21 protein-coding genes are annotated in these 24,603 nt (G+C 72.8%); 4 read left to right on the top strand and 17 right to left on the bottom strand.

Going from position 1 to position 24,603, the window contains the following annotated elements; translation table 11 throughout:
• Window positions 1–391: 391 nt before the first annotated feature.
• Window positions 392–1,771 carry a serine/threonine-protein kinase gene (locus tag ACZ6B1_RS21500; protein ID WP_468780628.1) on the top strand — a complete coding sequence of 460 codons (1,380 nt, stop codon included), beginning with the start codon at window positions 392–394 and terminating at the stop codon, window positions 1,769–1,771.
• On the opposite strand, the gene ACZ6B1_RS21495 is transcribed toward ACZ6B1_RS21500, so the two are convergent.
• From ACZ6B1_RS21495 to ACZ6B1_RS21455, 9 genes are all read right to left on the bottom strand, one after another.
• A complete protein-coding gene (locus ACZ6B1_RS21495) occupies window positions 1,738–2,556 on the bottom strand; it encodes a TrmH family RNA methyltransferase (RefSeq protein WP_468780626.1) in 819 nt (272 codons plus the stop codon). The two genes, ACZ6B1_RS21500 and ACZ6B1_RS21495, sit on opposite strands and share 34 nt — an antisense overlap.
• Window positions 2,557–2,650: 94 nt before the next feature.
• Window positions 2,651–3,883 (bottom strand): uroporphyrinogen-III C-methyltransferase, encoded by a 1,233-nt coding sequence (gene cobA / locus ACZ6B1_RS21490; RefSeq protein WP_468780624.1) that lies wholly within the window; start codon window positions 3,881–3,883, stop codon window positions 2,651–2,653.
• Between the two features lie 141 nt (window positions 3,884–4,024).
• A complete protein-coding gene (gene cobT / locus ACZ6B1_RS21485; protein WP_468780622.1) occupies window positions 4,025–8,014 on the bottom strand; it encodes a nicotinate-nucleotide--dimethylbenzimidazole phosphoribosyltransferase in 3,990 nt (1,329 codons plus the stop codon).
• 346 nt (window positions 8,015–8,360) lie between these two features.
• Window positions 8,361–9,578 carry a precorrin-6y C5,15-methyltransferase (decarboxylating) subunit CbiE gene (cbiE, locus tag ACZ6B1_RS21480; RefSeq protein WP_468780620.1) on the bottom strand — a complete coding sequence of 406 codons (1,218 nt, stop codon included), beginning with the start codon at window positions 9,576–9,578 and terminating at the stop codon, window positions 8,361–8,363.
• Between the two features lie 133 nt (window positions 9,579–9,711).
• Window positions 9,712–10,350 (bottom strand): GNAT family N-acetyltransferase, encoded by a 639-nt coding sequence (locus ACZ6B1_RS21475; RefSeq protein WP_468780618.1) that lies wholly within the window; start codon window positions 10,348–10,350, stop codon window positions 9,712–9,714.
• Window positions 10,351–10,482: 132 nt separating this feature from the next.
• Window positions 10,483–11,316, bottom strand: coding sequence for a MetQ/NlpA family ABC transporter substrate-binding protein (locus ACZ6B1_RS21470; RefSeq protein ID WP_468780616.1), 834 nt, complete (start codon window positions 11,314–11,316; stop codon window positions 10,483–10,485).
• 69 nt (window positions 11,317–11,385) lie between these two features.
• Window positions 11,386–12,123 carry a methionine ABC transporter permease gene (locus ACZ6B1_RS21465; protein ID WP_468780614.1) on the bottom strand — a complete coding sequence of 246 codons (738 nt, stop codon included), beginning with the start codon at window positions 12,121–12,123 and terminating at the stop codon, window positions 11,386–11,388.
• Window positions 12,120–13,163, bottom strand: a complete 1,044-nt coding sequence (locus ACZ6B1_RS21460; protein WP_468780612.1) for a methionine ABC transporter ATP-binding protein — start codon at window positions 13,161–13,163, stop codon at window positions 12,120–12,122. The genes ACZ6B1_RS21465 and ACZ6B1_RS21460 overlap by 4 nt, the downstream gene beginning before the upstream one ends.
• A 390-nt stretch (window positions 13,164–13,553) precedes the next feature.
• Window positions 13,554–14,204 carry an HAD family hydrolase gene (locus tag ACZ6B1_RS21455; RefSeq protein ID WP_468780610.1) on the bottom strand — a complete coding sequence of 217 codons (651 nt, stop codon included), beginning with the start codon at window positions 14,202–14,204 and terminating at the stop codon, window positions 13,554–13,556.
• 69 nt (window positions 14,205–14,273) lie between these two features.
• Here ACZ6B1_RS21455 and ACZ6B1_RS21450 point away from each other — a divergent pair, with 69 nt between their 5' ends.
• Both ACZ6B1_RS21450 and ACZ6B1_RS21445 read left to right on the top strand, forming a co-directional pair.
• Complete coding sequence (locus ACZ6B1_RS21450) at window positions 14,274–14,633, top strand: hypothetical protein (RefSeq protein WP_359547005.1); 360 nt, start codon at window positions 14,274–14,276, stop codon at window positions 14,631–14,633.
• Between the two features lies 1 nt (window position 14,634).
• Window positions 14,635–15,054: a hypothetical protein gene (locus tag ACZ6B1_RS21445; RefSeq protein WP_468780608.1), complete on the top strand. Its 420-nt coding sequence runs from the start codon at window positions 14,635–14,637 to the stop codon at window positions 15,052–15,054.
• Here the strand turns inward: ACZ6B1_RS21445 and ACZ6B1_RS21440 are convergent.
• From ACZ6B1_RS21440 to ACZ6B1_RS21430, 3 genes are all read right to left on the bottom strand, one after another.
• On the bottom strand, window positions 15,044–15,541 hold the full coding sequence (locus ACZ6B1_RS21440; RefSeq protein WP_468780606.1) for a GNAT family N-acetyltransferase: 498 nt from the start codon (window positions 15,539–15,541) through the stop codon (window positions 15,044–15,046). The two genes, ACZ6B1_RS21445 and ACZ6B1_RS21440, sit on opposite strands and share 11 nt — an antisense overlap.
• 45 nt (window positions 15,542–15,586) lie before the next feature.
• Complete coding sequence (locus tag ACZ6B1_RS21435; RefSeq protein WP_468780604.1) at window positions 15,587–16,093, bottom strand: sigma-70 family RNA polymerase sigma factor; 507 nt, start codon at window positions 16,091–16,093, stop codon at window positions 15,587–15,589.
• A gap of 100 nt (window positions 16,094–16,193) precedes the next feature.
• Window positions 16,194–17,378, bottom strand: coding sequence for a glycerophosphodiester phosphodiesterase (locus ACZ6B1_RS21430; protein WP_468780602.1), 1,185 nt, complete (start codon window positions 17,376–17,378; stop codon window positions 16,194–16,196).
• A 398-nt stretch (window positions 17,379–17,776) separates the two neighbouring features.
• Here ACZ6B1_RS21430 and ACZ6B1_RS21425 point away from each other — a divergent pair, with 398 nt between their 5' ends.
• Window positions 17,777–18,448, top strand: a complete 672-nt coding sequence (locus tag ACZ6B1_RS21425) for a lysophospholipid acyltransferase family protein (protein WP_250401287.1) — start codon at window positions 17,777–17,779, stop codon at window positions 18,446–18,448.
• A 103-nt stretch (window positions 18,449–18,551) separates the two neighbouring features.
• On the opposite strand, the gene ACZ6B1_RS21420 is transcribed toward ACZ6B1_RS21425, so the two are convergent.
• From ACZ6B1_RS21420 to ACZ6B1_RS21400, 5 genes are all read right to left on the bottom strand, one after another.
• Entirely contained in the window at window positions 18,552–20,075 is a 1,524-nt protein-coding gene (locus ACZ6B1_RS21420) for an MFS transporter (RefSeq protein ID WP_468780600.1), read from the bottom strand.
• The gene (locus ACZ6B1_RS21415; RefSeq protein WP_468780598.1) at window positions 20,072–20,638 is read right to left on the bottom strand and encodes a TetR/AcrR family transcriptional regulator; all 567 of its coding nucleotides are present in this window, start codon (window positions 20,636–20,638) and stop codon (window positions 20,072–20,074) included. Before ACZ6B1_RS21415 ends, ACZ6B1_RS21420 begins: the two co-directional genes overlap by 4 nt.
• A gap of 95 nt (window positions 20,639–20,733) precedes the next feature.
• Window positions 20,734–21,705: an aldo/keto reductase gene (locus ACZ6B1_RS21410; protein ID WP_468780596.1), complete on the bottom strand. Its 972-nt coding sequence runs from the start codon at window positions 21,703–21,705 to the stop codon at window positions 20,734–20,736.
• A gap of 117 nt (window positions 21,706–21,822) precedes the next feature.
• Complete coding sequence (gene argH / locus ACZ6B1_RS21405) at window positions 21,823–23,280, bottom strand: argininosuccinate lyase (protein WP_468780594.1); 1,458 nt, start codon at window positions 23,278–23,280, stop codon at window positions 21,823–21,825.
• A gap of 116 nt (window positions 23,281–23,396) precedes the next feature.
• Window positions 23,397–24,590, bottom strand: coding sequence for an argininosuccinate synthase (locus ACZ6B1_RS21400; RefSeq protein ID WP_468780592.1), 1,194 nt, complete (start codon window positions 24,588–24,590; stop codon window positions 23,397–23,399).
• Window positions 24,591–24,603 lie beyond the last annotated feature (13 nt).

The raw sequence follows: 24,603 nt of genomic DNA, 5'->3' as shown, positions 1-24,603 counted from the left end.
GGGGCGCCCGCTGTGTCCCGTCATGTCCGGACCTGCCCGGGCATCACTTCGAGTGAGTTCGATCACTTCCTCCTCTTCCGGGCGGTCGGCGGTGGGTGTCCTGATCGTCCGGTGGCAGGCCCCGCCGGGTGCGGTCCGGTTCACCCGCGGGTGCCGCGCCCCGGCCGCCGCGGCCTGCCCCGTGTCGTCGGGTGTCAGGTCAACGCCCTTGGGGGGCGGCCTGGTTGGAGTCGCACCGGCCTCAAGGGCACTGCGTTGAACGGCTTCCTGACCTTGCCTCACCTCACCCGTGCGCGGTGCACAATCCCTCGGGCCGAGAGGGCGCGGCCTATGCGCGCGGGCGGCCCCGGAAACGTAAGCTGGGCCACGTCACAGGGACCGGGCAGCGGGGATGAACATGGCGATGATGCGCCTGAGGCGCGAGGACCCGCGCGTCGTCGGCTCGTTCAGGCTTCACCGACGGCTCGGCGCGGGCGGGATGGGCGTGGTCTACCTCGGCTCCGACAAGAAGGGGCAGCGGGTCGCACTCAAGGTGATCCGGCCCGATCTGGCGGAGGACCAGGAGTTCCGGTCGCGCTTCGCCCGTGAGGTCTCGGCGGCCCGGCGGATCAGGGGCGGGTGCACGGCCCGGCTGGTGGCCGCGGACCTGGAGGCCGAGCGGCCCTGGTTCGCCACGCAGTACGTGCCCGGACCCTCCCTGCACGACAAGGTCGCCGATGACGGCCCGCTCGGCGCGGCCGACGCGGCGGCGATCGGCGCGGCCCTGTCCGAGGGGCTGGTCGCCGTACACGAGGCCGGCGTCGTGCACCGGGACCTGAAGCCGTCCAACATCCTGCTGTCCCCGAAGGGACCGCGGATCATCGACTTCGGTATCGCCTGGGCCACCGGCGCCTCCACGCTCACCCACGTCGGCACGGCGGTCGGCTCGCCGGGCTTCCTCGCCCCCGAGCAGGTGCGCGGCGCATCCGTGACGCCGGCGACCGACGTGTTCTCGCTGGGGGCGACGCTGGCCTACGCGTCGACCGGTGACTCGCCGTTCGGGCAGGGCAGTTCCGAGGTGATGCTGTACCGCGTGGTGCACGAGGAGCCGCAGCTGCACGGTGTGCCGGACGCCCTCGCCCCGCTGGTCCGGGCCTGTCTGGCCAAGGACCCCGACGACCGGCCGAGCACGCTGCAACTGTCGCTCCGGCTCAAGGAGATCGCCGCCCGCGAGGCACAGGGCCTGGCCGACGTACGGCCGCCCGCACCTCGTGTCGCGGAGGCGGACCTGCCGACCGGACGGCTCGTCGACACCTACCCCGAGCAGCAGCGCGCGCAGCGGCGCCCGGCGCCCGGCACTCCGGCGCCCCGTGGGAACACGCCCGCCAGGGGCGGTGTGCCCGCCAGAGGCGGCAGCGTTTCGCGGGGCGGCGGGGCGGCCTCGCGGCCGGGCACGGCCCGGACCACCCCGCCCCCGCGCGGCGGCGGCCCGCGCTCCGGAAGCCGGCCCGCTCCACGCAGCGGTGCGGGGCGGCCGGCGCCGCGCCCGACGGGAAGCCGGCTGCGGCCGGCCAATCCGCGGCTGCTGCGTCAGCGGCTGTTCGTGTTCGTCGTGGTGACGTTGCTGGTCGCGCTCGGCATCGCGGTCGCGCAGGGCTGCCAGGGTCCGGCGCGTGGTCTGGGCGACGACGGGCGGCGGCAGCAGCACGTGGGGCAGGGTTCGCACCCGTCCGCCGAGGGGCGGCCGATGTCGCCGGTTCAGGTCCCGGGGCGTCCCGAGGCCACCGCGTAGAACGCCACCGCGGCGGCCGCGCCCACGTTCAGGGAGTCGACGCCGTGGGACATCGGGATGCGCACCCATTCGTCGGCGGCGGCCAGGGCCTTGGGGGACAGGCCGTCGCCCTCGGCGCCGAGCATCAGGGCCACCCGGTCCATCCGGTGCGGGGCGGCCTCGTCGAGGGTGCGGGCCTTGTCGTCGGGGGTGAGCGCGAGGAGGGTGAAACCGGCCTCGCGGACCGGGTCCAGGCCCTTGGGCCAGGTCTCCAGGCGGGCGTACGGCACGGAGAAGACCGCGCCCATCGAGACCTTGACGCTGCGCCGGTACAGCGGGTCGGCACAGTCGGGCGAGAGCAGCACCGCGTCCATGCCGAGGGCGGCCGCGGAGCGGAAGATCGCGCCGATGTTGGTGTGGTCGTTGACCGCCTCCATGACCACGACCCGCCGGGCGTTCCCCAGCAGCTCCGCCGTCGTCGGCAGCGGCTTGCGCTGCATGGAGGCGAGGGCGCCGCGGTGCACGTGGTAGCCGGTGACCCGCTCGGCCAGGTCCGGGGTGACCGCGTACACCGGCGCCGGGATCTCGTCGATGACGTCCCTCATGACGTCGATCCACTTGGCCGAGAGCAGCATGGACCGCATCTCGTACCCCGCGTCCCCGGCCCTTCTGATGACCTTCTCGCCCTCGGCGATGAACAGGCCCTCGGCGGGCTCGCGCCTGCGGCGCAGCTCGACGTCGGTCAGACCCGTGTAGTCACGCAGACGCGGGTCGTCGGGATCCTCGATGGTGATGAGCTCGGCCACGGGGTGATACTGCCTTGTCCTGGGGGTGGGTCGGTTGCGGGCGGCTGGGGAGAGGGCGTGATACCCCGGGCGTGAGAACCCGGGTCGGGCGCGGTCAGGCCACCGGCTCGGGGCCCACGTTCACGACCTCGCCCACGACGATGACCGCCGGGGGCCTGACGTCCTCGGTGCGTACGGTCTCGGCGACCGTGGCGAGGGTGGCGTCGACGCGGCGCTGCGCGGCCGTCGTGCCCTCCTGGACGAGGGCGACGGGGGTCTCGGGGGACCTGCCGTGCGCGACGAGCGTGTCGGCGATCTTCCCGATCTTGTCGACGCCCATCAGGATCACCAGCGTGCCGGTCAGCCGGGCCAGGGACGGCCAGTCGACCAGGGAACGCTCGTCGTCGGGGGCGACATGGCCGCTGACCACGGTGAACTCATGGGCCACGCCCCGGTGGGTGACCGGGATGCCGGCCGCGCCGGGCACGGAGATGGAGCTGGAGATGCCGGGGACGACCGTGCACGGGATGCCGGCCTCGGCGAGCGCCTGGACCTCCTCCATGCCGCGGCCGAAGACGAACGGGTCACCGCCCTTGAGCCGGACCACGGACCTGCCCTGCTTCGCGTGCTCGATCAGGGCGTTGTTGATGGCCTCCTGGGCCATGTAACGGCCGTACGGGATCTTCGCCGCATCGATGACCTCCACGTGCGGCGGGAGCTCGGCGAGCAGGTCGCGCGGGCCGAGGCGGTCGGCGATGACCACGTCGGCCTCGGCGAGGAGACGGCGGCCGCGGACGGTTATCAGGTCCGGGTCGCCGGGGCCGCCGCCGACCAGCGCGACGCCGGGGGTGCGGGTGCGGTGGTGCGGGGCGACGAGGGTGCCGTCGCGCAGGCCCTCGACCACCGCGTCGCGGACGGCCGCCGTGTGCCGGGGGTCGCGACCGCGGGCGTCGGTGGTGAGGACGGCGACCGTGACGCCCTCGCTGTGTCCGGTCGCCGGGGTCCAGGCGGTCGCCTGGTCGGCGTCGTCGGAGCGGACGCACCAGACACGGTTCCGCTCCGCCTCGGCGGACGCGGCGGCGTTGGTCTCGGGGTCGCTGGTGGCGATGAGGACGTACCAGGCCTGGCCGAGGTCGCCCTCGGCGTACGGCCGGCGCTGCCAGGTGATCTCGCCGCCGTCCGCCATGGCCTCGACGGAGGGCGTGGCCTCCGGGGAGACGAGGACGATGTCGGCGCCTGCCGCGATCAGTGCCGGGAGGCGGCGCTGGGCGACCTGGCCGCCGCCGAGGACGACCACGCGGCGGCCGGAGAGGCGGAGGCCTACGGGGTAGGCGGGGTGTTCGGCCATGAGGGAGGGCTCCTCGTGCAGCTCTGCGATGGGCGCGCCGCGGCTTTGGAGCGGCCCTGACGTGCGGATTTTAAGGCGTGGGAGCGAGCGGGGCACGGGCGGTCCGGCAGCTGGAACACCGGACCGCCCCTCGCGGGGCCGCTACTTCTCCGTGACGCCCGCCGAGTCGAACGTGGCCACCTCGTGCATCGCGCGTGCGGTGCTCTGGACCAGGGGCAGGGCCAGCAGGGCGCCGGTGCCCTCGCCGAGGCGGAGGTCGAGGTCGACCAGGGGACGCAGGCCCAGCTTGTTGAGCGCCGCCACATGGCCGGGCTCGGCGCTGCGGTGGCCGGCGATGCAGGCCGCGAGGACCTCGGGGGCGATCGCGCGGGCGACCAGGGCCGCGGCGCCGGCGCTGACGCCGTCCAGGATCACCGGCGTACGCAGGGAGGCGCCGCCGAGGAGCAGGCCGACCATGGCCGCGTGCTCGAAACCGCCGAGGGCCGCGAGGACGCCGATCGGGTCGGCCGGGTCCGGCTGGTGCAGTTCCAGGGCACGGCGGACGACCTCGGTCTTGCGGGCCAGGGTCTCGTCGTTGATGCCGGTGCCGCGGCCGGTGACCTCGGCCGGGTCGGCGCCGGTGTACATCGAGATCAGCGCGGCGGACGCGGTGGTGTTGGCGATGCCCATCTCGCCGGTGAGCAGCGCCTTGTTGCCGGCCGCCACCAGGTCGCGGGCGGTCTCGATGCCCACCTCGATGGCGGCCTTGGCCTCCTCGCGCGACATCGCCGGGCCGGTGGTCATGTCGGAGGTGCCGCCGCGGATCTTGCGGGGCAGCAGTCCGGGCGTGGCCGGCAGGTCGGCGGCGACACCGACGTCCACGACGCACACCTCGGCGCCGACCTGGCCGGCGAAGGCGTTGCACACCGCTCCCCCGCCGAGGAAGTTGGCCACCATCTGCGCAGTGACCTCCTGCGGCCAGGGGGTCACGCCCTGGGCGTGCACCCCGTGGTCGCCGGCGAAGATCGCGACGGCCGCGGGCTCCGGGATCGGCGGCGGGCACTGCCGGGACAGCCCGGACAGCTGGGCGGAGATGATCTCCAGCATGCCGAGCGCGCCGGCCGGCTTGGTCATGCGCTTCTGGCGCTCCCAGGCCTCGCCGAGGGCCTTGGCGTCGAGCGGGCGGATCTGGGCGACGGTCTCGGCAAGCAGGTCGTGGGGTTCCTCTCCGGGCAGGGCGCGTCGGCCGTACGTCTCCTCGTGCACCACCCAGGACAGCGGGCGCCGCTTGGACCAGCCGGCCTGCATCAGCTCGGGTTCGTCCGGGAACTCGTCGACGTATCCGACGCACAGGTAGGCGATGACCTCGAGGTGCTCGGGCAGGCCGAGGGCGCGGACCATCTCGCGCTCGTCGAAGAAGCTGACCCAGCCGACGCCGAGGCCTTCGGCGCGTGCGGCGAGCCACAGGTTCTCCACCGCGAGCGCGGCGGAGTACGGGGCCATCTGCGGCTGGGTGTGCCGGCCGAGGGTGTGGCGGCCGCCGCGGGTGGGGTCGGCGGTGACGACGATGTTCACCGGGGTGTCGAGGATGGCCTCGATCTTCAGTTCCTTGAACTGCTTGGCCCGGCCCTTGGGCAGCGACTTGGCGTAGGCGTCCCGCTGGCGCATGGCGAGCTCGTGCATGGCCCGCCGGGTGTCGGCGGAGCGGATGACGACGAAGTCCCAGGGCTGCGAGTGGCCCACGGAGGGCGCCGTGTGGGCCGCTTCCAGGACGCGCAGCAGCACCTCGTGCGGGATCGGGTCGCCGCGGAAGCCGTTGCGGATGTCGCGGCGTTCGCGCATCACCTTCAGCACGGCCTCGCGCTCGGCGTCGTCGTAGGCGGGCGCGGCCGGTCCGGTGGACTGTCTCGGTTCCTCCACCGCGGCCGTGCCCTCCTCCTGGTCGGCGACCCTGGTCCGCAGGTCCTCCGCGTGCTGTACGACATCGGGGGCGGCGTCGGTGTCCGGCGCGGCCGGTGCCCCGGCCGGCTCGGCCTCGCGGGGCGCGGGCACGGTGGCCACCGGCTCCTGCTGGTCCTGGGTGGGCAGCACGATGGGGTGCGGCGGGGTCGGGGCCAGGTGGGGTGTGGTCGGCACCTGGCCGTCCACGGCCACGAACTGCCCGAGCGGCTGCTCCGGGCCGGGCTGCAGCGGAACGGCGGAGCGCAGGGGCTCGGCGGCCGCGGCCGGGTCCGCCTCCTCGGCGGGCGCGGGCGGCGCCACGGCCTCGGCGGCGGCCGGGGCTGGCGTCGACTCGACGGTCTGGTGCTGCGGGCCGGCGGGTACGCCGGGGCCCTCGGCCGGGGTGGGCGTGCCGTCGGCGGTGGCCGGGGCGGTGCCCTCCGGTGCGGCCTGGGGCCGGGTCTGCTGCGGCGCGGTCGCCGCGTCGCCGTCCTGTGCGACGGGTGCGGTGAGCTGCGGGCCCTGCGCCTGCGGGACCATGGGCTCGGGTGCCTCGGTGGCCGACGGGGCCGTCACGGCCTCCGGTGCCGGGGCGACGGGCTGGGCGGCCTGCACCGCTTCGGGAACGTGGGCCGGCTCGGGGGCCTGAACCTGTGTCTGCTCGGGCGCCGGCGCCTGGGTCTGCTCGGGCGCCGGCAGCGGCTCCGCGGTGGGGGCCGGTGCGGCAACCTCGGCCTGCAAGGGCGGGGCGGCCGGCATCTCGACCGGCGCGGCGGGCTGGTCCCCGGTGTGCGCCTCGACGGCGTCGGGCACCGCGACGGGACCGGGCGCCTGCGCGGGAACGGCGTCGGCCGGCTGAACGACTTCGGGCGACTCGGTCCCGCCCTCGGGCGTGGCGGCGAGGTCCCCCGCCGGGGCCGCATCCGGCGCCGCGGCGGCGTCGGCGGCTTCCGGGACGGCGCCGGACGCCACGTCTACGGCAGAAGCGCCGGTGGGCACGGCCCCGGCGGGCACGGCCTCGGCGGCGACCGGCGCGTTCTCTTCCGGCTGGACGGGTTCGGCGGCGACCGTCGCGTTCCCTTCCGGCCCGCCGGTTTCGGCGGCCTCGCCGGACATCACGGGCTCGGGCGCGTGAACCGCCTCGGGGCCCTCCGCGGTCCGGGCCGGCATGCCCGGAGCCGCCTGGTCCGCCACCTCGGCGGCGTCCGGACCGGGGACCACCTGACCGGGCTCGGCGCCCTGGACCGCTTCCCCGGCCTGGGCCTCGGGTGCGACTTCGGCGGCCTCCGCCACCGGTGGTTCCGCCACCACGTGCGCCCCGTCCGCACCGGGGACGGCGACGGCCTGCGGTTCCTGACCGGCGTCCACCGGAAGCGGACCGCCCTCGGCACCCTGCTCCTGGTCCGCCGGAGCGCTGTACACCCCGTCGTGACCGTGCGCGGGCTGGATCCCGTCGTGGCCGTGCACGGCCTGGGCCGCGGCCGGAGCTTGGGGCTCCTCGGCCGGCGCCTGTGCCGCCACCTGGGTGGTGAGGCGGGCCACCGCGGCCTGGGCGGCGCCGGAGGCGTCGGGGGTGGGCTCGGGCTCACCGGCCGGAGCAACCGTTTCCGCAGCCGGGGCCTGAGCGTCGGCCTGGGCCACGGCGGCGGGCGCGGCGCCCCAGGGGGCCGCACTCTGCGGGGCCGCGCTCTGCGGGGCCGCGCCGGGCAGGGCCTGGACATCGAGGTACTCGGGCCCGGTCGTGGCCGGTCCGGGCTGCCGGGCCGGCACTCCGGCGGGGCCGCGGTCGGCGAGGGAGCGGACCGGGCTGGCGGAGGCGTCGGGGATCGGCGGGCCGAGGTGCAGTGGCCGGCGCGGCTGCTGGACCGCTGCCGCCGTCGCCTCGTTGGGGGCCGAGAGGATGGGGGAAGGGGGCACGGACGCCGGACCCGGGTCGGGCAGCCGGACGCCGCTGAGGTCGACGGAGCCGCTGTCCCGGCCGGCCGTCTCGTGCGGACCCGGCTCGTGGAAGGCCTCGACGACCGGTTCCGGCGCGGGCGGCGGAACCTCGTTGCCCCAGGCGCCCTGAGCACCCGGCAGCAGCAGGTCTTCGTCCTCGGCGGGAAGCTCGGAGAGGTAGGTGTACGCACCGTGCGTGGGGACGCCCGGCTGCTCCACCATGCCTGCGCTCTCCGGCTGTCCCTCGGCCGGGACCTGGCCGGTGTCGGTCATGCGTACCCCTCGCCCATCGGTTAGTGCTTCTCTACGACCAGCTCATCCGGAACGGCGCACCGACCGCCCCGTAGTGAAGAACGAGCGTGCGTGCCCAGCGGCACGAACGACCGCCCGGAAAAGGCGACAAAGCCATTCAGTGGCATTGTCCCGGCCGTTCCGCCGTCGCGACAGCATGATCCGCGACAGCCCGCTGTGGACTGCGCCACGTTGCGCGTCCTCGGGTTCTGCCGTACCACACCCATCCCAAACCGGGCGCGCTTTCCGGACATTGACGAACGAAGCTCCGGGCCACCGGTACGGCACAACGATCGGCCAGCCTACCGCGCGCGGTACGACAACAGGATCACGGGGCGCGATCGACCAGAACCCCGCTGAGCAGGAACGCGACGTTCCGCTCGGTCTCCGTCCAGGCCCTGGTGTCCAGTTCGACGGACTGCAGCAGGGCGCACTCGACCCGGTATCCGTGCTCGGTCAGCCCGCGGCCGACGAGTTCGGCCTCGTCGCGGGTCGCGGCGTGGGTGACGATGCGCTGCGGCCGGCGGTCGGCGACCGCGGAGACCACGGCCGCTCCCCCGCCGCCCACTCGTACGACGTCGGGTTCGGGCAGGTTTTCGAGGACGTGCGGGGCGTTGCCGTGGACCACTTGGAGCTGAAGGCCGAAGCGGCGCGCGGCCGCCTCGGTCCGGGCGCAGGCCTGGGGCAGCCGGTCGACGGCGATGACGGCGGCCCCGGCACGCGCGGCCTCGGTGGCCAACGCGCCGCTGCCGCAGCCGATGTCCCAGACGAGGTCGCCGACGCGGGGTCCGAGGCGGGCGAGTTGGGCGGCCCGCAGCAGCTGGGTCTCGCCCTCGCCGAGGCCGCCGTGCGCGCCGTACTCCTCGTCCGGCTGCACCCAGCCGCGCGGCCCGGTGCCCGGGTCGCGCCCGGCGATCCAGCCGCCGTCCTCCGCTGCCGCCGCACGGCCGCCGATGACGATGACGACGTTGGGGTCGCGCCAGGTGTGGTCGGCGGCCTTGTCGGAGGTGACGACGGTGACCTGTTCGCGTGCGGTGCCCAGTTCCTCGCAGATGACGAAGGTCCGGTGCACTCCCTCCAGCAGGAGGCCGAGTTCGGCGGGGCCCGCGCCCGGTGAGGTGAGGACGGCGACCTTGGTGTGGGCCCGGCACACGTTGACGGCGCGACGCAGGGTGCGCCGGTGGGCGACGACCACCTGGGCGTCGTCCCAGGGCATGCCGGCACGGGCGAAGGCGGCGGCCACGGAGGAGACGGCGGGGACCACCTCGACCTCGAGTCCGAACTCCGGCGCGCGCAGGGTCCGTACGACGCCGAAGAAGCCGGGGTCGCCGTCGGCGAGCACGACCGCGGTGCCGCGGTGCGCGGCGATGCGGCGGGCGGCCAGGGCGACGCTGCCGAGGCGGACGCGCTCGGCGGCGGGCGGGATCTCGGGGAGCTCCAGGTGGTGGGCCGCGCCCGCCACGAGCGTGGCGGCGCCGAGGGCGGCGCGTGCCGCCTCGGTCGGCGGCGAGCCGTCCCAGCCGATCACCGTGACCCGGTCGGCCATCGTCGTCAGTCTCCGTTTTCGCAGGTCGTCTGGGGTACGGGGCCCTGGGTGGGCTCCGTGAGCGTACCCGGTGAAGCCGGCGGACGCGCGGTGGGGGGCGGCGCGGTGCGCGGTCGCGTGCGTCCCGGTGGTGTCAGTTCCAGTCGGAGTAGGAGCTGAAACCACCGCTGTCGGCGAACTGCTCGTCGCCGCCTTCGAGGTCCTCCGGCAGCAGACTCCAGACGATGAAGTCGGTACGGGTGTCGGTCCAAGTGCCGTCCGCGGTGCGGACGTGGACTATGCAGGCGTTGCGCAGCACGCCCTCGCTGATGCAGCCGATCTTCTGGGCGACCTGCTGGGAGGCGGTGTTGTCGGCGGCGGTGCGGAGTTCGATGCGCTCGAACTTCTGGTCGCCGAAGAGCCAGTGGGCGGTGGCGAGCGTGGCCTCTGACGCGTAGCCCTCGCCGCGGGCCCAGGGCGCGATGATGTACGACAGCTCGGTGGACCGGATGTGCCAGTTGGTCTTGGTCAGCTGGACGATGCCGACCAGGCGCTGGGTGAGGAACTCGGTGACCGCGAGGTCCAGGCCACGGCCCGCGGCGCGTTCGGCGGGCGCGTACGCGGTGATCCAGTGCCGGGCGCCGTTCTCGGTGAACGGCTGCGGCACGTCGGTCCAGGCGGCGATCTGCTCGTCGTTCATCATCTCGGCCATCGCGGGCACGTCGTCCTCGTCGAGGGGACGCAGCACCAACCGCTCCGTGCTGATGGAGATGTTGGGGAAGGTGCTACTCATGCGCCGCTCCGTAACCTTCGGAAAAACCTGCAGGGGCTGCTGAACTGCCCAGCATGCAGCATGAAAGCACCGAATCGCACAACGGGGTCCACTCCATGTAAGTGAGCGGACCCCGTGCGTGGCGATATGGGCTCAGAAGGACGGGATGACCGAGCCCTGGTACTTGTCCTCGATGAACTTCTTGACCTCGGGCGAGGTCAGCAGCTTGGCGAGCTTCTTGACCCGGGGGTCCTTCTCGTTGCCCTCCTTGACCGCGAGGAAGTTGCCGTACGGGCTGTTCTTCGCGGACTCCAGGACCAGGGCGTCCTTGGCGGGCTTGATGCCGGAGGAGATGGCGTAGTTGCCGTTGATCACCGCCGCGTCCACGTCGTCCAGGGAGCGCGCGGTCTGGGCCGCCTCGACCTCCTTGAACTGGAGCTTCTTCGGGTTCTTGGTGATGTCCCGCGGGGTGGCCTCGGTACCGACGCCGTCCTTGAGGGTGATCAGCCCGTTGGCGGCGAGCAGCTTCAGGGCGCGGGCCTCGTTGACGGAGTCGTTCGGGACGGCGATGGTCGCACCGCTCTTCAGTGCGTCGGCCTTTTTGACCTTGTGGGAGTAGAGGCCGAGCGGCTCCAGGTGCACCGTGACGACGGGCGCGATGTGGGTGCCGCGCTTCTTGTTGAAGTCGTCGAGGTACGGCTGGTTCTGGAAGTAGTTGGCGTCCACCGAGCCGTCCTCGGTCGCCGTGTTCGGCGTGATGTAGTCGGTGAACTCCTTGACCTCGAGGTCGAGGCCCGCCTTCTTCGCCAGGTTCTTCTGGACGAAGTTCAGGATCTCGGCGTGCGGGGTCGGGCTCGCGGCGACGACCAGCGGGCCGCTGTAGTCGGAGGAGCCGGCGGAGTCCTTGTCGGAGCCGCAGGCGCTGAGCCCGAGGGTGAGGGCTCCGGCGGCGAGGACGGCGGTGGTGAGCTTGGCGGTGTTACGCACGAAAAGTGCCTTTCCTTATGGGTGGTGCGACCCCGTGACAGGTGGACGGGGAGTTCTGGGGGGGGTGGCTCAGGCGATCTCGGCGACGTCGGCGGCCGCGGGCTCCTTGGCCTTGAGCAGGCGGAGCTTCGGCGCCGGGCCGGAGCGGGCGCCGCGGTGGTGCAGGGCCCGGGCCGCGTAGTCGCCGGCGAACTGGATGAGGGAGATGACGACGGCGAGGATCGCCACGATCACCCACATCAGGCCGGTCTCGAAGCGCTGGTAGCCGTAGCGGACGGCGAGGTCGCCGAGGCCGCCGGCGCCGACGGTGCCGGCCATGGCGGAGTAGCCGATGAGGGCGACGAGGGTGGTGGTCGCGGAGGCGATCAGCGACGGCAGGGCCTCCGGCACGAGGACCTTGCGGACGATGGTGAGGGTGTTGCCGCCCATCGACTGCACGGCCTCGACGAGTCCGCCGTCCACTTCGCGGACGGCCGTCTCGACCAGGCGCGCGAAGAACGGGATGGCGCCGATGGCCAGCGGCACGATGGCCGCGTCACGGCCGATGCTGGTCCCGGTGACCCACCGGGTGAAGCTGGTGAGGGCCACCATCAGGATGATGAACGGCATGGAGCGGGTGATGTTCACGACCTGCCCCAGGACCTTGCTCACCACGACGTTCTGGAGCAGGCCGCCGCGCTCGGTGAGCACGAGCAGGATGCCCAGCGGCAGACCGCCCACGACGGCGATGAGCGTGGACCAGCCGACCATGTAGGCGGTGTTCCAACACTCCGGTTCCAGCAGCGACCACATCTCGGACCAGGTCACTTCGCACCCTCCTTGACCAGCACGGGCTCCTGGCCCTCGTGTTCGACGACGTCGATCTGCAGCCCCTGCTCGCGCAGGAATCCGACCGGCACCACGTTGTCCTCGTAGCGGCCGGGCAGCTCGATGCGCATGCGGCCGATCTGGAGTCCGCCGACGGTGTCGATGGCGGCACCGAGGATCGAGATGTCGATGTTGTAGGTGCGCGAGAGCTGGGAGATGACCGGCTGGGTGGCGGCCTCGCCGTGGAAGGTGATGTCCAGGACGGTCCGGTCGGCGCCGGTGGCCTCACCCCCGACCGGGAAGAGGGCCGAGGCCAGCTCGGAGCCCGGGGTGGCCAGCAGCTCGCTGACCGTGCCGGACTCCACGATCCGGCCCTTCTCCATGAGGGCGGCGGAGTCGCAGATCGACTTCACCACGTCCATCTCGTGGGTGATGAGCAGGACGGTCAGGCCGAGCTGCCGGTTCAGGTCGCGCAGCAGCTGCAGGATGGAGCGGGTGGTCTCCGGGTCGAGGGCGCTGGTGGCCTCGTCGGAGAGCAGCACCTTGGGGTCGCCGGCCAGGGCGCGGGCGATGCCGACGCGCTGCTTCTGGCCGCCGGAGAGCTGGGCGGGGTAGGACTTCGCCTTGTCGGCGAGACCGACCAGGTCCAGCAGTTCCAGGGCCTTGCGGGAGCGCTCCTTGCCGGACTTGCCGAGGATCTCCAGCGGCAGCTCGACGTTGTCCTGCACGGTCCGCGAGGAGAGCAGGTTGAAGTGCTGGAAGACCATGCCGATCCGGCTGCGTGCCCGGCGCAGTTCCCGGCCGGCCCGCGGGCCGTGGCCGGCGAGGGCGGTGAGGTCCTGTCCGGCGACGGTCACGGTGCCGGAGGTGGGCCGCTCCAGCAGGTTGACGCAGCGGATGAGCGAGGACTTTCCGGCGCCGGACTGGCCGATGACGCCGTAGACCTCGCCCTCGCGGACGTGGAGATCGACGCCGTCGAGGGCGGTGACCTCGCGGCCGCGGGAGCGGTAGACCTTGGTCAGGCCCGATGTGGTGATCACAGGAATTCCGTCACTGTCGAGTGCGCGGGCGTGGGTGTGCCCGGGCACGGGTGCATTCATTGCATTCGGTCAGGGACGCGGCACGGTTCTCGCTGTGGCGATGGAACCGGGGAGAACGTCGTGTGCGCTGGGAGGCGTCAGTCCGCGGTGCCGCTGCGGCGGCGTGGACAGGCCACGGCTCTCGCTTCGGGGCGCGAGGCTCAGGTGGTGCGGGGGCCCTCTAGAAGGCGCACATTCGACACATACAGCGAGCACCGGGCGGCATGGTCGCCTCGGTCGCAGGGGTGCGGCTGCTCGTCGTGGTCATGCGGATCAGTAAACCAGACCGACGGTGCTGACCGACGACCGCTGTCCGCATAGTGGACAGCGGTGGACGGTGGCGGGACGCGCTCAGTCGCGTACGGAGATCTCCACTCCCTCGTCGGTGACCAGTGCGGACAAGGCCGAGAGGTCCCTGACCACCAGATCGGCCCGCAGTTCCGCGGCCCGGTGGGTTGTGGCCAACGCCACGGTGGTCATACCGGCCGCGCGGCCGGCCTGGAGCCCGGCGGGGGCGTCCTCGAAGACCACGCAGTGGGCCGGGTCCACGCCGAGCTGCCGGGCCGCCAGCAGATAGGGCTCGGGGTCGGGCTTGCCGCGGGTGATGTCGTCGGCGGCGACGAACGTCTTGGGCAGGATGCCCACCGCGTCCAGCCGGGCCTCGGCGAGCCGCCGGGTGGCGGAGGTCACGACGGCCCAGCGGTCGGCGGGCAGCGAGTCCAGGAAGTCCCGCGTCCCGGGCAGCAGCCGCACCCCTCCGCCGGGCACGTCCTCCACCTCGAGCTGCTCGACCCGCGCGACCGCCTCCGGGACCAGACGGGTGGGCAGCAGGTCGGCGACTATCTCCGCCGCGGGCCGCCCGTGCAGCTCCACCCGCCCGAACTCCTCGGCGGTGATCCCGTACTCCCGCGCCCAGCGCGTCCAGCAGCGCTCGACGGATTCGAGGGAGGAGACCAGGGTGCCGTCGTTGTCGAACAGGAGGGCTTGGGCGCGGATCGTCATGGTCTAGACCCTACGGCGTACAACGGGGTCGGCGGCGGCGGGGCGTTTCCGCCGTAATAAGGTCACCGCATGCTCAATGCCCTGACGCTGGTGACCGGGCTCACCGCGCTGCTGCTCGCCGCCTGGTGCGGCTGGGCCGCCTACCGGGACCAGCCGACCAAGGACTGGCACTTCATCGGCATGGCCGTGGTGTCCCTGCTGGCCGTGGTCCAGCTGGTCGTCGGCGTCGTGCGGCTGGCGCGGGGAGAGAAGCCGGAGCAGGGCACGGCGATCTTCGTGGCGTATCTGCTGGGCGCGTTCGCCTGCGTGCCGGCGGCCGGCTTCATGTCGCTGGCCGAGCGGACCCGCTGGGGCTCCGTGACGGTGGCCGCCGGCGGTGTGGTCCTCGCCGTGCTGGAGGTGCGGCTCTATGACATCTGGGGAGCCTGAGATGACGGCGGTTCAGGAGAAGCCGGCCCGGCTGATCAGCGGTCCGGGGATGCTGCTGGTCTGGTTCTACGGCGTGATGGTGGTCGGGGCGGTGTCGCGCTCGGTGTACCAGATCGCGACGGACTTCGACCGGGCGCCGCTGGCCTACTCGCTGTCGGCGGTCGCCGGCCTGGTGTACGGGTTCATCACGTACTCGCTGGTCCGAGGCGGGGGGAAGGCCCGCAGGGCGGCACTGGTGTGCTGTGCCGCCGAGCTCGCGGGCGTGCTGATCGTGGGTACGTGGACCCTGGCCGACCCCTCCGCCTTCCCGGACGCGACCGTCTGGTCCGACTACGGCATGGGGTACGTCTTCATCCCCGTGCTGCTGCCGCTGTCGGCGATGTACTGGCTGCGCAGGTCGCGCGAGCGCGTCACGCGGTAGCAGCGTAGGTGCCCGCCCGCTTCTCCAGGACGATCAGCTCCACACCGTCGGCGCCCGTGGAGCGGCCCACCGTCTCGTAGCCGACCCGGCGGTACAGCCTGAGGCTGCCCTCGCTGCGGTGTCCGGTGTGGAGGCGGAACCGGGTGGCGCCGCGCTGCTCGGACAGTGCCGTCTCGGCCGCGCGCAGCAGCCGCGCGCCGATGCCGTGCCCCTGGAGCCGCGGGTGGACACAGAGCTTGCCGATGGCGGCCGCGCCGTCCTCGGTCACCTTGCCCCGCACCGAGCCGACCACCTCCTCGCCGAGCCGTGCGACGAACACGCAGTCGGCGACGACCTCCTGACGGACGGAGTCCAGGCTCTGCACGAGCGGGTCGATGCGGTAGTTGCCGTACAGCGCCGCCTCGCTCTGGAAGCACAGGTACTGGAGCCTGAAGATCTGCTCCGCGTCCTGCTCGGTCGCCACCGAGATGGTCACGCTCATGCCCATGTGCGCATGCCTCCCGCTCACCTGATCACCGGTCGTCCCCCACTCCTATCCCCGCGCTTCGCGGGCCGCAACCTCCGGCGCGAGCAATCGCCGCAGACATCCCAGACATCTGGAGCGTTCCGGTCCGAGACTTCCCTGTGAGATACCCAACTCCCCGGCGATTTCCCGGTATGTCGGGTCCTTGGGCGAGAGCAGTGCCTCCAGCAGCCGAGGGCAGCGCCCGGGCAGTGCGCGGACCGCTTCGCGCAGGGCGCGGTACCGGGCGGCGGTGAGGGCGAGCTGCTCCGGACCTGGGCGCGCGTCGTCGGCCGGTTCGGCCCCGTACGGCCGCTCCCGCCGGCTGGTACGGCGGCTGCGGCGGGCCTCGGCGCGAACGGCGCCCCGCAGCCAGCCCTGCGGGTCCGGCGGCGGCCGGCCGGCCGCGAGGCGCTCCAGCAGCCGCAGCCATACGGCCTGTTCCAGGTCGGCCGGTTCGCTCCCGGACGCCTGTGCCTCCGCGGAGGCCTCGGCGGTGAGCAGGGGGCCGAGGGTGGCCACCAGGTCGTGCGTCATGTGCGGAACGACGCGCCGTCCCGGTGCCGGGTTCCGGGACGGCGCGCGCTCACCCCGAACGGGTGCGTGGCCGCCGGGGCGTTGACTCGGGCTCGCGGGTTCAGCGGGCCAGGAAGTCGGCCCGGGCGAGCAGGCCGGTGTCGGCGTTGTCGGTGAAGACGCCGTCGATACCGGTGGCGAAGTAGGTGGCGAAGGCGCCGAAGGCGTCACCGTAGGCGTCCGCCGCGCCGCCCTTGCGGTACTCGGCCGGGAGGAAGGGGTTCTCGTTGCGCATGGTGTAGGGGTGCAGGATCAGCCCGACCTTGTGCGCGTCGGCGACCAGCGTGCTCGGCTCGGCGAGGGTGCCGTCCGCCTTCCTCGGGATGACCAGGTCCAGCGTCGGGCCGATGCCCTGGGCGTAACCGGCGATCTCCCGCAGGCCCTTGGGCGCGATGAGGTCGGCGACGGTGCGCGGGTCGCCCGTGTCGACGAAGTCGTAGGGGCGGCTGTTCGCCGAGGAGAGCAGCACGACGAGAGGGTTGTCGACGAGCCGGTTCAGCCGCTGGATGCTGGTCGGTTCGAAGGACTGCAGGATCACCGGCGCGTTCCGGCCGTCCTTGCCGTACTTGCGCAGCAGCTTCGCCACCCGCTCCTCCAGGCCGAGGCCCAGCTTGCGGAAGTAGGTGGGGTGCTTGGTCTCCGGGTAGATCCAGACCTGCCTGCCCCGCCTGCGGGTCTGCTCGTCCTGCCACTTCAGGACCTCTTCGAAGGTGGGGATCTCCCAGCGCCCGTCGTAGAGGGCGTTGTGCGGCCGGTTGGCCGGGATGCGCTCGACGGCGCGCAGCCTCTTCAGCTCGGCGAGGGTGAAGTCCTCGGTGAACCAGCCGGTGGTGGAGACGCCGTCCAGCACCTTGGTGGTCCTGCGGTCGGCGAACTCGGGGTGCGAGGCGACGTCCGTGGTGGCGCCGATCTCGGGCTCGTGCCGGCAGACGAGATGGCCGTCCCGGGTGGGCACCAGGTCACCGGCCTCCACGACGTCCGCGCCGAGGTCGAGGGCCAGCTCGTAGGAGCCGAAGGTGTGCTCGGGGCGGTAGCCGCTGGCACCCCGGTGGCCGATGATCGTCGGCACCGGGAGGCTCTTCAGCCCGCGCCCGCCGTGTGCGGCCGTCCCGGCACCGGCCGCCCGGGCGGCGCCGGGCAGTCCGAGGACCGCCCCGCCCGCGCCGAGCACCGCCGCGCCGAGCACGGCCCGCCGTCCGGTGGTCCGCTGCCGCTCGTTCGCCCGCTCGCCGTCCATGCGGTCCATGCGCCCTCCTGCCGTTCGCTGCGTGTCCGTCCCCGGCGCTCCGGTTCCGGGGCGCCGGTGCGCGCCGATCGTAGGGGTGCCGGTGTGACGTACGGGAGCCCCTTGTCCGAACACGCGGGGGCCGCCGGATGTCCTGCGGACGGCGGAATGTGACGGGGCGTCCGCGTCGCGGGGCGCGGAGCGGGTAGCCGGACGGTACGGGCTCCGCGCGATGTCCGTCACATCGCCCACCCGGACGCCACACCCCGGTTCCGGCGCTTCACCGCAGGTAAACCAGTGTCAACAGTGCGTAAGACCTCGGTGAACCGGGCCTCCCCGATGTGCGCTTCCCCCGGAGCCGCGAGTAATGTCCTCACCTGCACAGACACATATCGTTCACCTCGACATCGGAGGACCCGTTGTCCCGCTTCGCGCTCATCAAGGCAGTGCTCGGACCGATCATGCGTCTGATGTTCCGCCCTCAGGTGGAGGGCGTGGAGCACATCCCGGGAGACGGGCCGGTGATCCTCGCCGGCAATCACCTGACCTTCATCGACTCGATGATCCTGCCCCTGGTCTGCGACCGTCAGGTCGTCTTCATCGGCAAGGACGAGTACGTCACCGGCAAGAGCCTCAAGGGCCGGCTCATGGCGTGGTTCTTCACCGGCGTCGGCATGATCCCGGTGGACCGCGACGGCGGCCGCGGCGGTGTGGCGGCCCTGATGACCGGGCGCCGCGTCCTCGAGGAGGGCCGGATCTTCGGCATCTACCCCGAGGGCACCCGCTCCCCCGACGGCCGTCTCTACCGCGGCCGCACCGGCATCGCCCGGCTCACCCTGATGACGGGTGCCCCGGTGGTCCCCTTCGCGATGATCGGCACGGACAAGCTGCAGCCGGGCGGTGCGGGCATCCCGCGGCCCGGCCGGGTGACCGTGCGCTTCGGCGAGGCGATGGAGTTCTCCCGGTACGAGGGGATGGACCGGGACCGCTACGTGCTGCGGGCGGTGACCGACTCGGTGATGGCCGAGGTCATGCGGCTGTCGGGGCAGGAGTACGTGGACATGTACGCGACCAAGGCGAAGGCGGCGTAGGCCTCCGGCGGTTCGCCGCGTCACCGCCGTGGGGGTGATGATCGGCTGCGGCTGCTCGGTGGCTGATCGCGCCGTTCCCCGCGCCCCTTTCGGGGCGTTTCGCTCAGCCCGTGTTCTCCAGGTTCTGGTTCTTCAGGAGGAACCACGCCGCCGCCGCTGTGGCGAGCAGGACTCCCGCTCCCGCTCCCGAGGCCAGGTGGAGGCCGTGGACGAAGGAGTCGCGGGCGGCGTCCAGCATGTGCTGTGCCTGGAGGGCCGGCATGTTCCCCGCCGCCTCCACCGCGCCGCCCAGTGACTCATGGGCCTGGGCCGGGGTGCCCGCCGGGCCGGTGAAGCCGCGGTAGGCGCCCGTCACGATGGAGCCCAGCAGGGCGATGCCCAGCGCGGCGCCCAGTTCGTACGCCGTCTCCGAGACCGCGGACGCCGCGCCCGCCTCGTTCTTGGGGACCCCGGCGAGGATGACGTCGGCGGTCACCGTGAAGGAGAAACCCGCGCCCACGCCCACGACGAGCAGCGCGGCACCGAGCAGTGGGTAGCCCGTCGACCGGCTCAGCGTCGTCAGCACCGCCAGGGCCGCGCCGACCGCCGCCAGGCCGCCGGAGACCACCACCCGCACCGAGAAACGGCGGGCCGCGCGGCCCGCGACCAGTCCGGCCGTCACCGCGCCCACGGCCGCGGGCAGTTCGGCCAGGCCCGCCTCGAACGGGGGCCTGCCCTGGACGAGTTGCAGGTACTGGGACAGGAAGAACACCAGGCCGGACATGCCCAGCACGGTCAGCAGGTCGGCGAGGACCGCCCCGCTGAAGCCCCGGCGCCGGAACAGGCGCATGTCCAGCAGCGGGACCGGCATGGTGAGCTGGCGGCGCACGAAGCCGTACAGGGCGGCCGCGCCCAGCAGGCCCGCGGTCAGCGCGACCGGGGTCGGGCCGTGTGCGGCGGCGTCCTTGACCGCGTACACGACGCCGATCATGCCGACGAGGGACAGCACGACACTGCTCAGGTCCCAGGGGCCCGGGTGGGGGTTGCGGGACTCGGGCAGCGTGCGGACGCCGACCAGGACCAGCACCGCCATGACCGGCAGGTTGATCAGGAACACCGAGCCCCACCAGAAGTGCTCCAGCAGGAAGCCGCCCGCGATGGGGCCGACGGCCGTGCCGGCGGAGGCGGTGGCGCCCCAGATGCCGATGGCGAGGCTGCGCTCGCGCGGGTCGTGGAAGAGGTTGCGGATCAGGGCGAGGGTGGCGGGCATCAGGGTGGCGCCCGCGACGCCGAGCAGCGCCCGCGCCAGGATCATCAGTTCGGGTGTGGTCGCGTAGGCGTTGAGGACGGATATCGCGCCGAACGCCGTGGCGCCGACGAGCAGGATGCGCTTGCGGCCGATGCGGTCGCCGAGGCTGCCCATGGAGACCAGCAGGCCGGCGATGACGAAGGAGTAGACGTCGCCGATCCACAGCAGCTGGGTGCCGGAGGGGCGCAGGTCCTCGCTGATGTAGGGGGTGGCGAGGCCGAGGACGGTGGCGTCCACGGCCACCAGCAGCACGGCCCAGACGAGGACCGAGAGCGCGAGCCAGCGGCCCGGGCGCTTCACCGCCCCGGTGGTGCGGGCCTGCCGCAGGGTGCTGGTCATGATTCCTCTCTTCGCGGTGCGTTCGCACGTCGTGCGCCGCCGAGCAGCAGCTCGACGACCATGTGGCTGAAGTCCTTGCCGGCCACCCGGCCCTCCGCGACCGCCCATGCGCCGGAGGCCAGCAGGCCGTACAGCGCCTCGGTGAGCCAGGCCGGGGTGAGGTCGATGCGGAACTCGCCGCTCTCCTGGCCGCGCCGGAACAGGTCCGTGAGCCGCTCGTCGAGGCGGGTCCAGCCCTGGTTCTGCTCCTCGCCCTCGAACAGCTGGTTCTCGGTGTAGAGGAAGGCCAGCAGGCCGGCCGCGGGTTCGATGGCGCGGACCAGGCGGCGGACCGCCTCACCCGCCGGGCCCTCGTCCAGGCGGGCCGCGTCCAGGGCCGCCTCGCACTCCGCGATGCCGAGTGCCTCCAGGGCCCGGACGAGGGCGTCGCGTCCCGCGAAGTGGCGGTGCAGGGTGGCCCGGCTGATCCCGGCGGCCTTGGCGACCTCGTCCATCGTCGCGGTGGACTTGCGGGTCAGCAGGGCGGCCGCGCTGCGCAGCACCTGGTCACGATCGAGAGCCATGAGACAAGGGTAGCCCATATGAGACAGTGATGTCTCATGATGGGCATGCGTGACTCATAACGGCTGGTCGGAGCCGGTCCGGAGCGGGGTGTCCGTCAGTGCCAGGGCAGCTGTCCGCGCCGCTCCCAGTAGGCGTGCGGGTCCTCCACCAGGGTGGCGAGCCGGGTGAGCTGGTCCACGTCGAGGTCCACGACGGCCGCGTGCAGATTGGAGGCGAGCTGGTTGAGCGTCGCGGCGCCGGAGAGGACGACCCCGGCCCAGGGCTGCCGCAGGATCAGGGCGAGGGCCACGGCGTCGCAGCCGAGGCCGGTCTCCTCGGCCACCGACTTCAGCATGTCCGGGGCGTGCGGCGCGGCGAGCCGGCCGTTGGCCATGCCCTCCTTGACGATCACGGTCAGTCCGGCGTCGTGCGCCTCGGCCAGCGCGGGCCCGGCCGAGGTCTCGAGGGCGTTGTACGTCGACTGGACGGTGCGGAAGAGCGGCACGCCCTCGACCGTCACCTCGAGGGCGGCGCGGATGGCGTCGGCCTGGGCGGGTCCGCTGGTGGAGAAGCCGACGGTGAGCCCCCCGGCGGCCGCCTCGGCGAGCCTGGCGTGGAGTTCCTTGTCGGTGAGGGCCGGGCTGTCCGGGGTCACCGAGTGGATCTGGTAGAGGTCGAGCCGGTCGCCGAGCAGTTCGCCGGTCTCGGCGCGCTGCCGCTCGTAGGTCGCCAGGCCGTGGTCCTTCACCTCGTGCCGTTCGGCGTCGGTGGACCAGCCGGCGGTGTAGGTGTAACCCCACTTGCTGCCGACGACCACGTCGTCGATGTGCGGGCGGGCGGTCAGCCAGTCGGCGAGGAACTCCTCGGAGCGGCCGTAGGAGCGGGCCACGTCGAAATAGCGCACGCCCTGCGCGTAGGCGGCGTCGAGGAGTTCGTGGGTGCGCTCGCGCAGTGCCTCCGCGCTGCGGTTGTCCCCGAGGTCCTGCTCACGGCCGAGGTTGATGTAGCCGGGGCGGCCCACCGCGGCCAGGCCGAGGCCGATGTGGCTCGTCGGCGTGGTCACTGTCGCGAGGCGGGCGAAAGGCATCGCAGGCTCCGTTCGGTCGGCTCCGGTACGGCTTTGACGACCAACGTAACCCGCGATGACCTCCGGGTCCGCCCGACAACTCGGCCGGATCGCGGCTTCGGCGAGGGCGGGGGTGCCCTACGACCTGCCGCGCGGCGCCCCGTGCGCCTTGCGGGGCGCCGTGGCCCACGCGTGCTGTGCCGCGACGTCCGCCTTGACCTCGGCGAGCTGGACGGCGACCGCGCTGGGCGCCGTACCGCCGCGGCCGCTGCGGGAGGCGAGGGCGCCGGGGACGTTGAGGACCGAACGGACCTCCGGGGTGAGGTGGGCGGAGATCTTCGCGAACTGCTCGTCCGTGAGCTCGTCCAGCTCCTTGCCCTCGGCCTCGGCGACCTTCACGCACTCCCCCGCGACGTCGTGGGCCACGCGGAACGGCACACCCTGCTTCACCAGCCACTCGGCGATGTCGGTGGCGAGCGAGAAGCCGGCCGGGGCCAGCTCCTCCATGCGCTCGCGGTTGACCGTGAGGGTGGCCATCATTCCTGTGAAGGCCGGGAGCAGGACCTCGAGCTGGTCGCAGGAGTCGAAGACCGGCTCCTTGTCCTCCTGGAGGTCGCGGTTGTAGGCGAGGGGCAGGGCCTTCAGCGTCGCCATGAGACCCGTCAGGTTGCCGATCAGCCGGCCCGACTTGCCGCGCGCCAGCTCGGCGATGTCCGGGTTCTTCTTCTGCGGCATGATCGACGAGCCGGTGGAGAACGCGTCGTGCAGGGTCACGAAGGAGAACTCCTTCGTGTTCCAGATGATGATCTCCTCGGCGATCCGGGACAGGTTGACCCCGATCATCGCGGTGATGAAGGCGAACTCCGCCACGAAGTCGCGGGAGGCCGTGCCGTCGATCGAGTTGCCGACGCTGCCATGCTCGAAGCCGAGGTCCTTCGCCACCGCCTCCGGGTCCAGGCCCAGCGAGGAGCCCGCCAGGGCGCCGGAGCCGTACGGGGAGACGGCCGTGCGCTCGTCCCACTGGCGCAGCCGCTCGGCGTCCCGGGACAGGGACTGCGCATGGGCGAGCACATGGTGGGCGAAGAGGACCGGCTGGGCGTGCTGGAGGTGGGTGCGGCCGGGCATCGCCACGTCCGGGTGGGCCTCGGCGAGGCCGATCAGCACGTCCTGGAGTTCGGCGATCAGGCCGCCGATGACGCGGGCGTGGTCCCGCAGGTACATCCGGAAGAGCGTCGCGACCTGGTCGTTCCTGGAGCGGCCGGCGCGCAGCTTGCCGCCGAGGTCGGGGCCGAGGCGCTCCAGCAGGCCGCGTTCCAGGGCGGTGTGGACGTCCTCGTCGGCGACGGTGCCGACGAAGGAACCGTCCGCCACGTCCGCCTCCAGCCGGTCCAGCCCGGCGATCATGCGCGTCAGCTCGTCCTCGGTGAGGAGCCCCGCCTTGTGCAGCACGCGCGCGTGGGCTCGGGAGCCGGCGATGTCGTAGGGCGCGAGCCGCCAGTCGAAGTGGACGGACGCGGACAGCTTCGCCAGGGCCTCGGCGGGACCGTCGGCGAAACGGCCGCCCCAGAGCCGTACGTCACCGCTGTTGCTGCTCACTTGCGTTGCTCCTCGGAAAGTCGTCTCTGTGCGGCCGCCTCCCCACCCTTGCAGGCGAGGAGGCGGCTGTCAGGCGATGCGTGCGAGGCGACCCGTACGGGGTCCCCCGCCCGGGCTCAGGCCAGGTCGCGCTTGGCGGCGATCTTCGACGACAGGCTGTAGATGTCGATGAAGCCCTTGGCCGCGGCCTGGTCGAAGGTGTCGCCGGTGTCGTAGGTGGCGAGGTTGAAGTCGTACAGCGACGACTCCGAGCGCCGGCCGGTGACGACGGCGCGGCCGCCGTGCAGGGTCATCCGGATGTCGCCGGAGACGTGCTGGTTGGCCTCGTCGATGAAGCCGTCCAGGGCGCGCTTGAGCGGGGAGAACCACTGGCCGTCGTAGACCAGCTCGCCCCAGCGCTGCTCGACCTGCCGCTTGTAGCGGGCCAGCTCGCGCTCGACGGTGACGTTCTCCAGCTCCTGGTGGGCGGTGATCAGGGCGATCGCGCCGGGAGCCTCGTACACCTCGCGGGACTTGATGCCCACCAGGCGGTCCTCGACCATGTCGATCCGGCCGATGCCCTGGGCGCCGGCCCGCTCGTTGAGCTGCTGGATGGCCTGCAGCACGCTGACGGGCTTGCCGTCGATGGCGACCGGGACGCCCTCCTTGAAGGTGATGACCACCTCGTCGGCCTCGCGCTGGACGGCCGGGTTGGAGGTGTACTCGTAGATGTCCTCGATCGGGGCGTTCCAGATGTCCTCCAGGAAGCCCGTCTCGACGGCGCGCCCGAAGACGTTCTGGTCGATGGAGTACGGGGACTTCTTGGTGGTGGCGATCGGGAGCTGCTTGGCCTCGCAGAAGGCGATCGCCTTGTCGCGGGTCATCGCGTAGTCGCGGACCGGGGCGATGCACTTCAGGTCGGGGGCGAGGGCGACGATTCCGGCCTCGAAGCGGACCTGGTCGTTGCCCTTGCCGGTGCAGCCGTGGGCGACCGTGGTGGCGCCGTGCTTCTGGGCGGCGGCGACCAGGTGCTTGACGATCGTCGGCCGGGACAGTGCCGAGACCAGCGGGTAGCGGTCCATGTAGAGCGCGTTGGCCTTGATCGCCGGGAGGCAGTACTCGTCGGCGAACTCGTCCTTGGCATCGGCGACCTCGGCCTCGACGGCACCGCACGCGAGGGCGCGCTTGCGGATGACGTCCAGGTCCTCGCCGCCCTGGCCGACGTCGACCGCAACGGCGATGACCTCGGCGCCCGTCTCCTCGGCGATCCAGCCGATGGCGACGGAGGTGTCCAGACCGCCTGAGTAGGCGAGTACGACGCGCTCGGTCACGGGTTTCTCCTCA

This window comes from Streptomyces sp. NPDC041129 (assembly GCF_055592265.1).
This window is presented reverse-complemented; position numbering and strand designations above follow the sequence as displayed.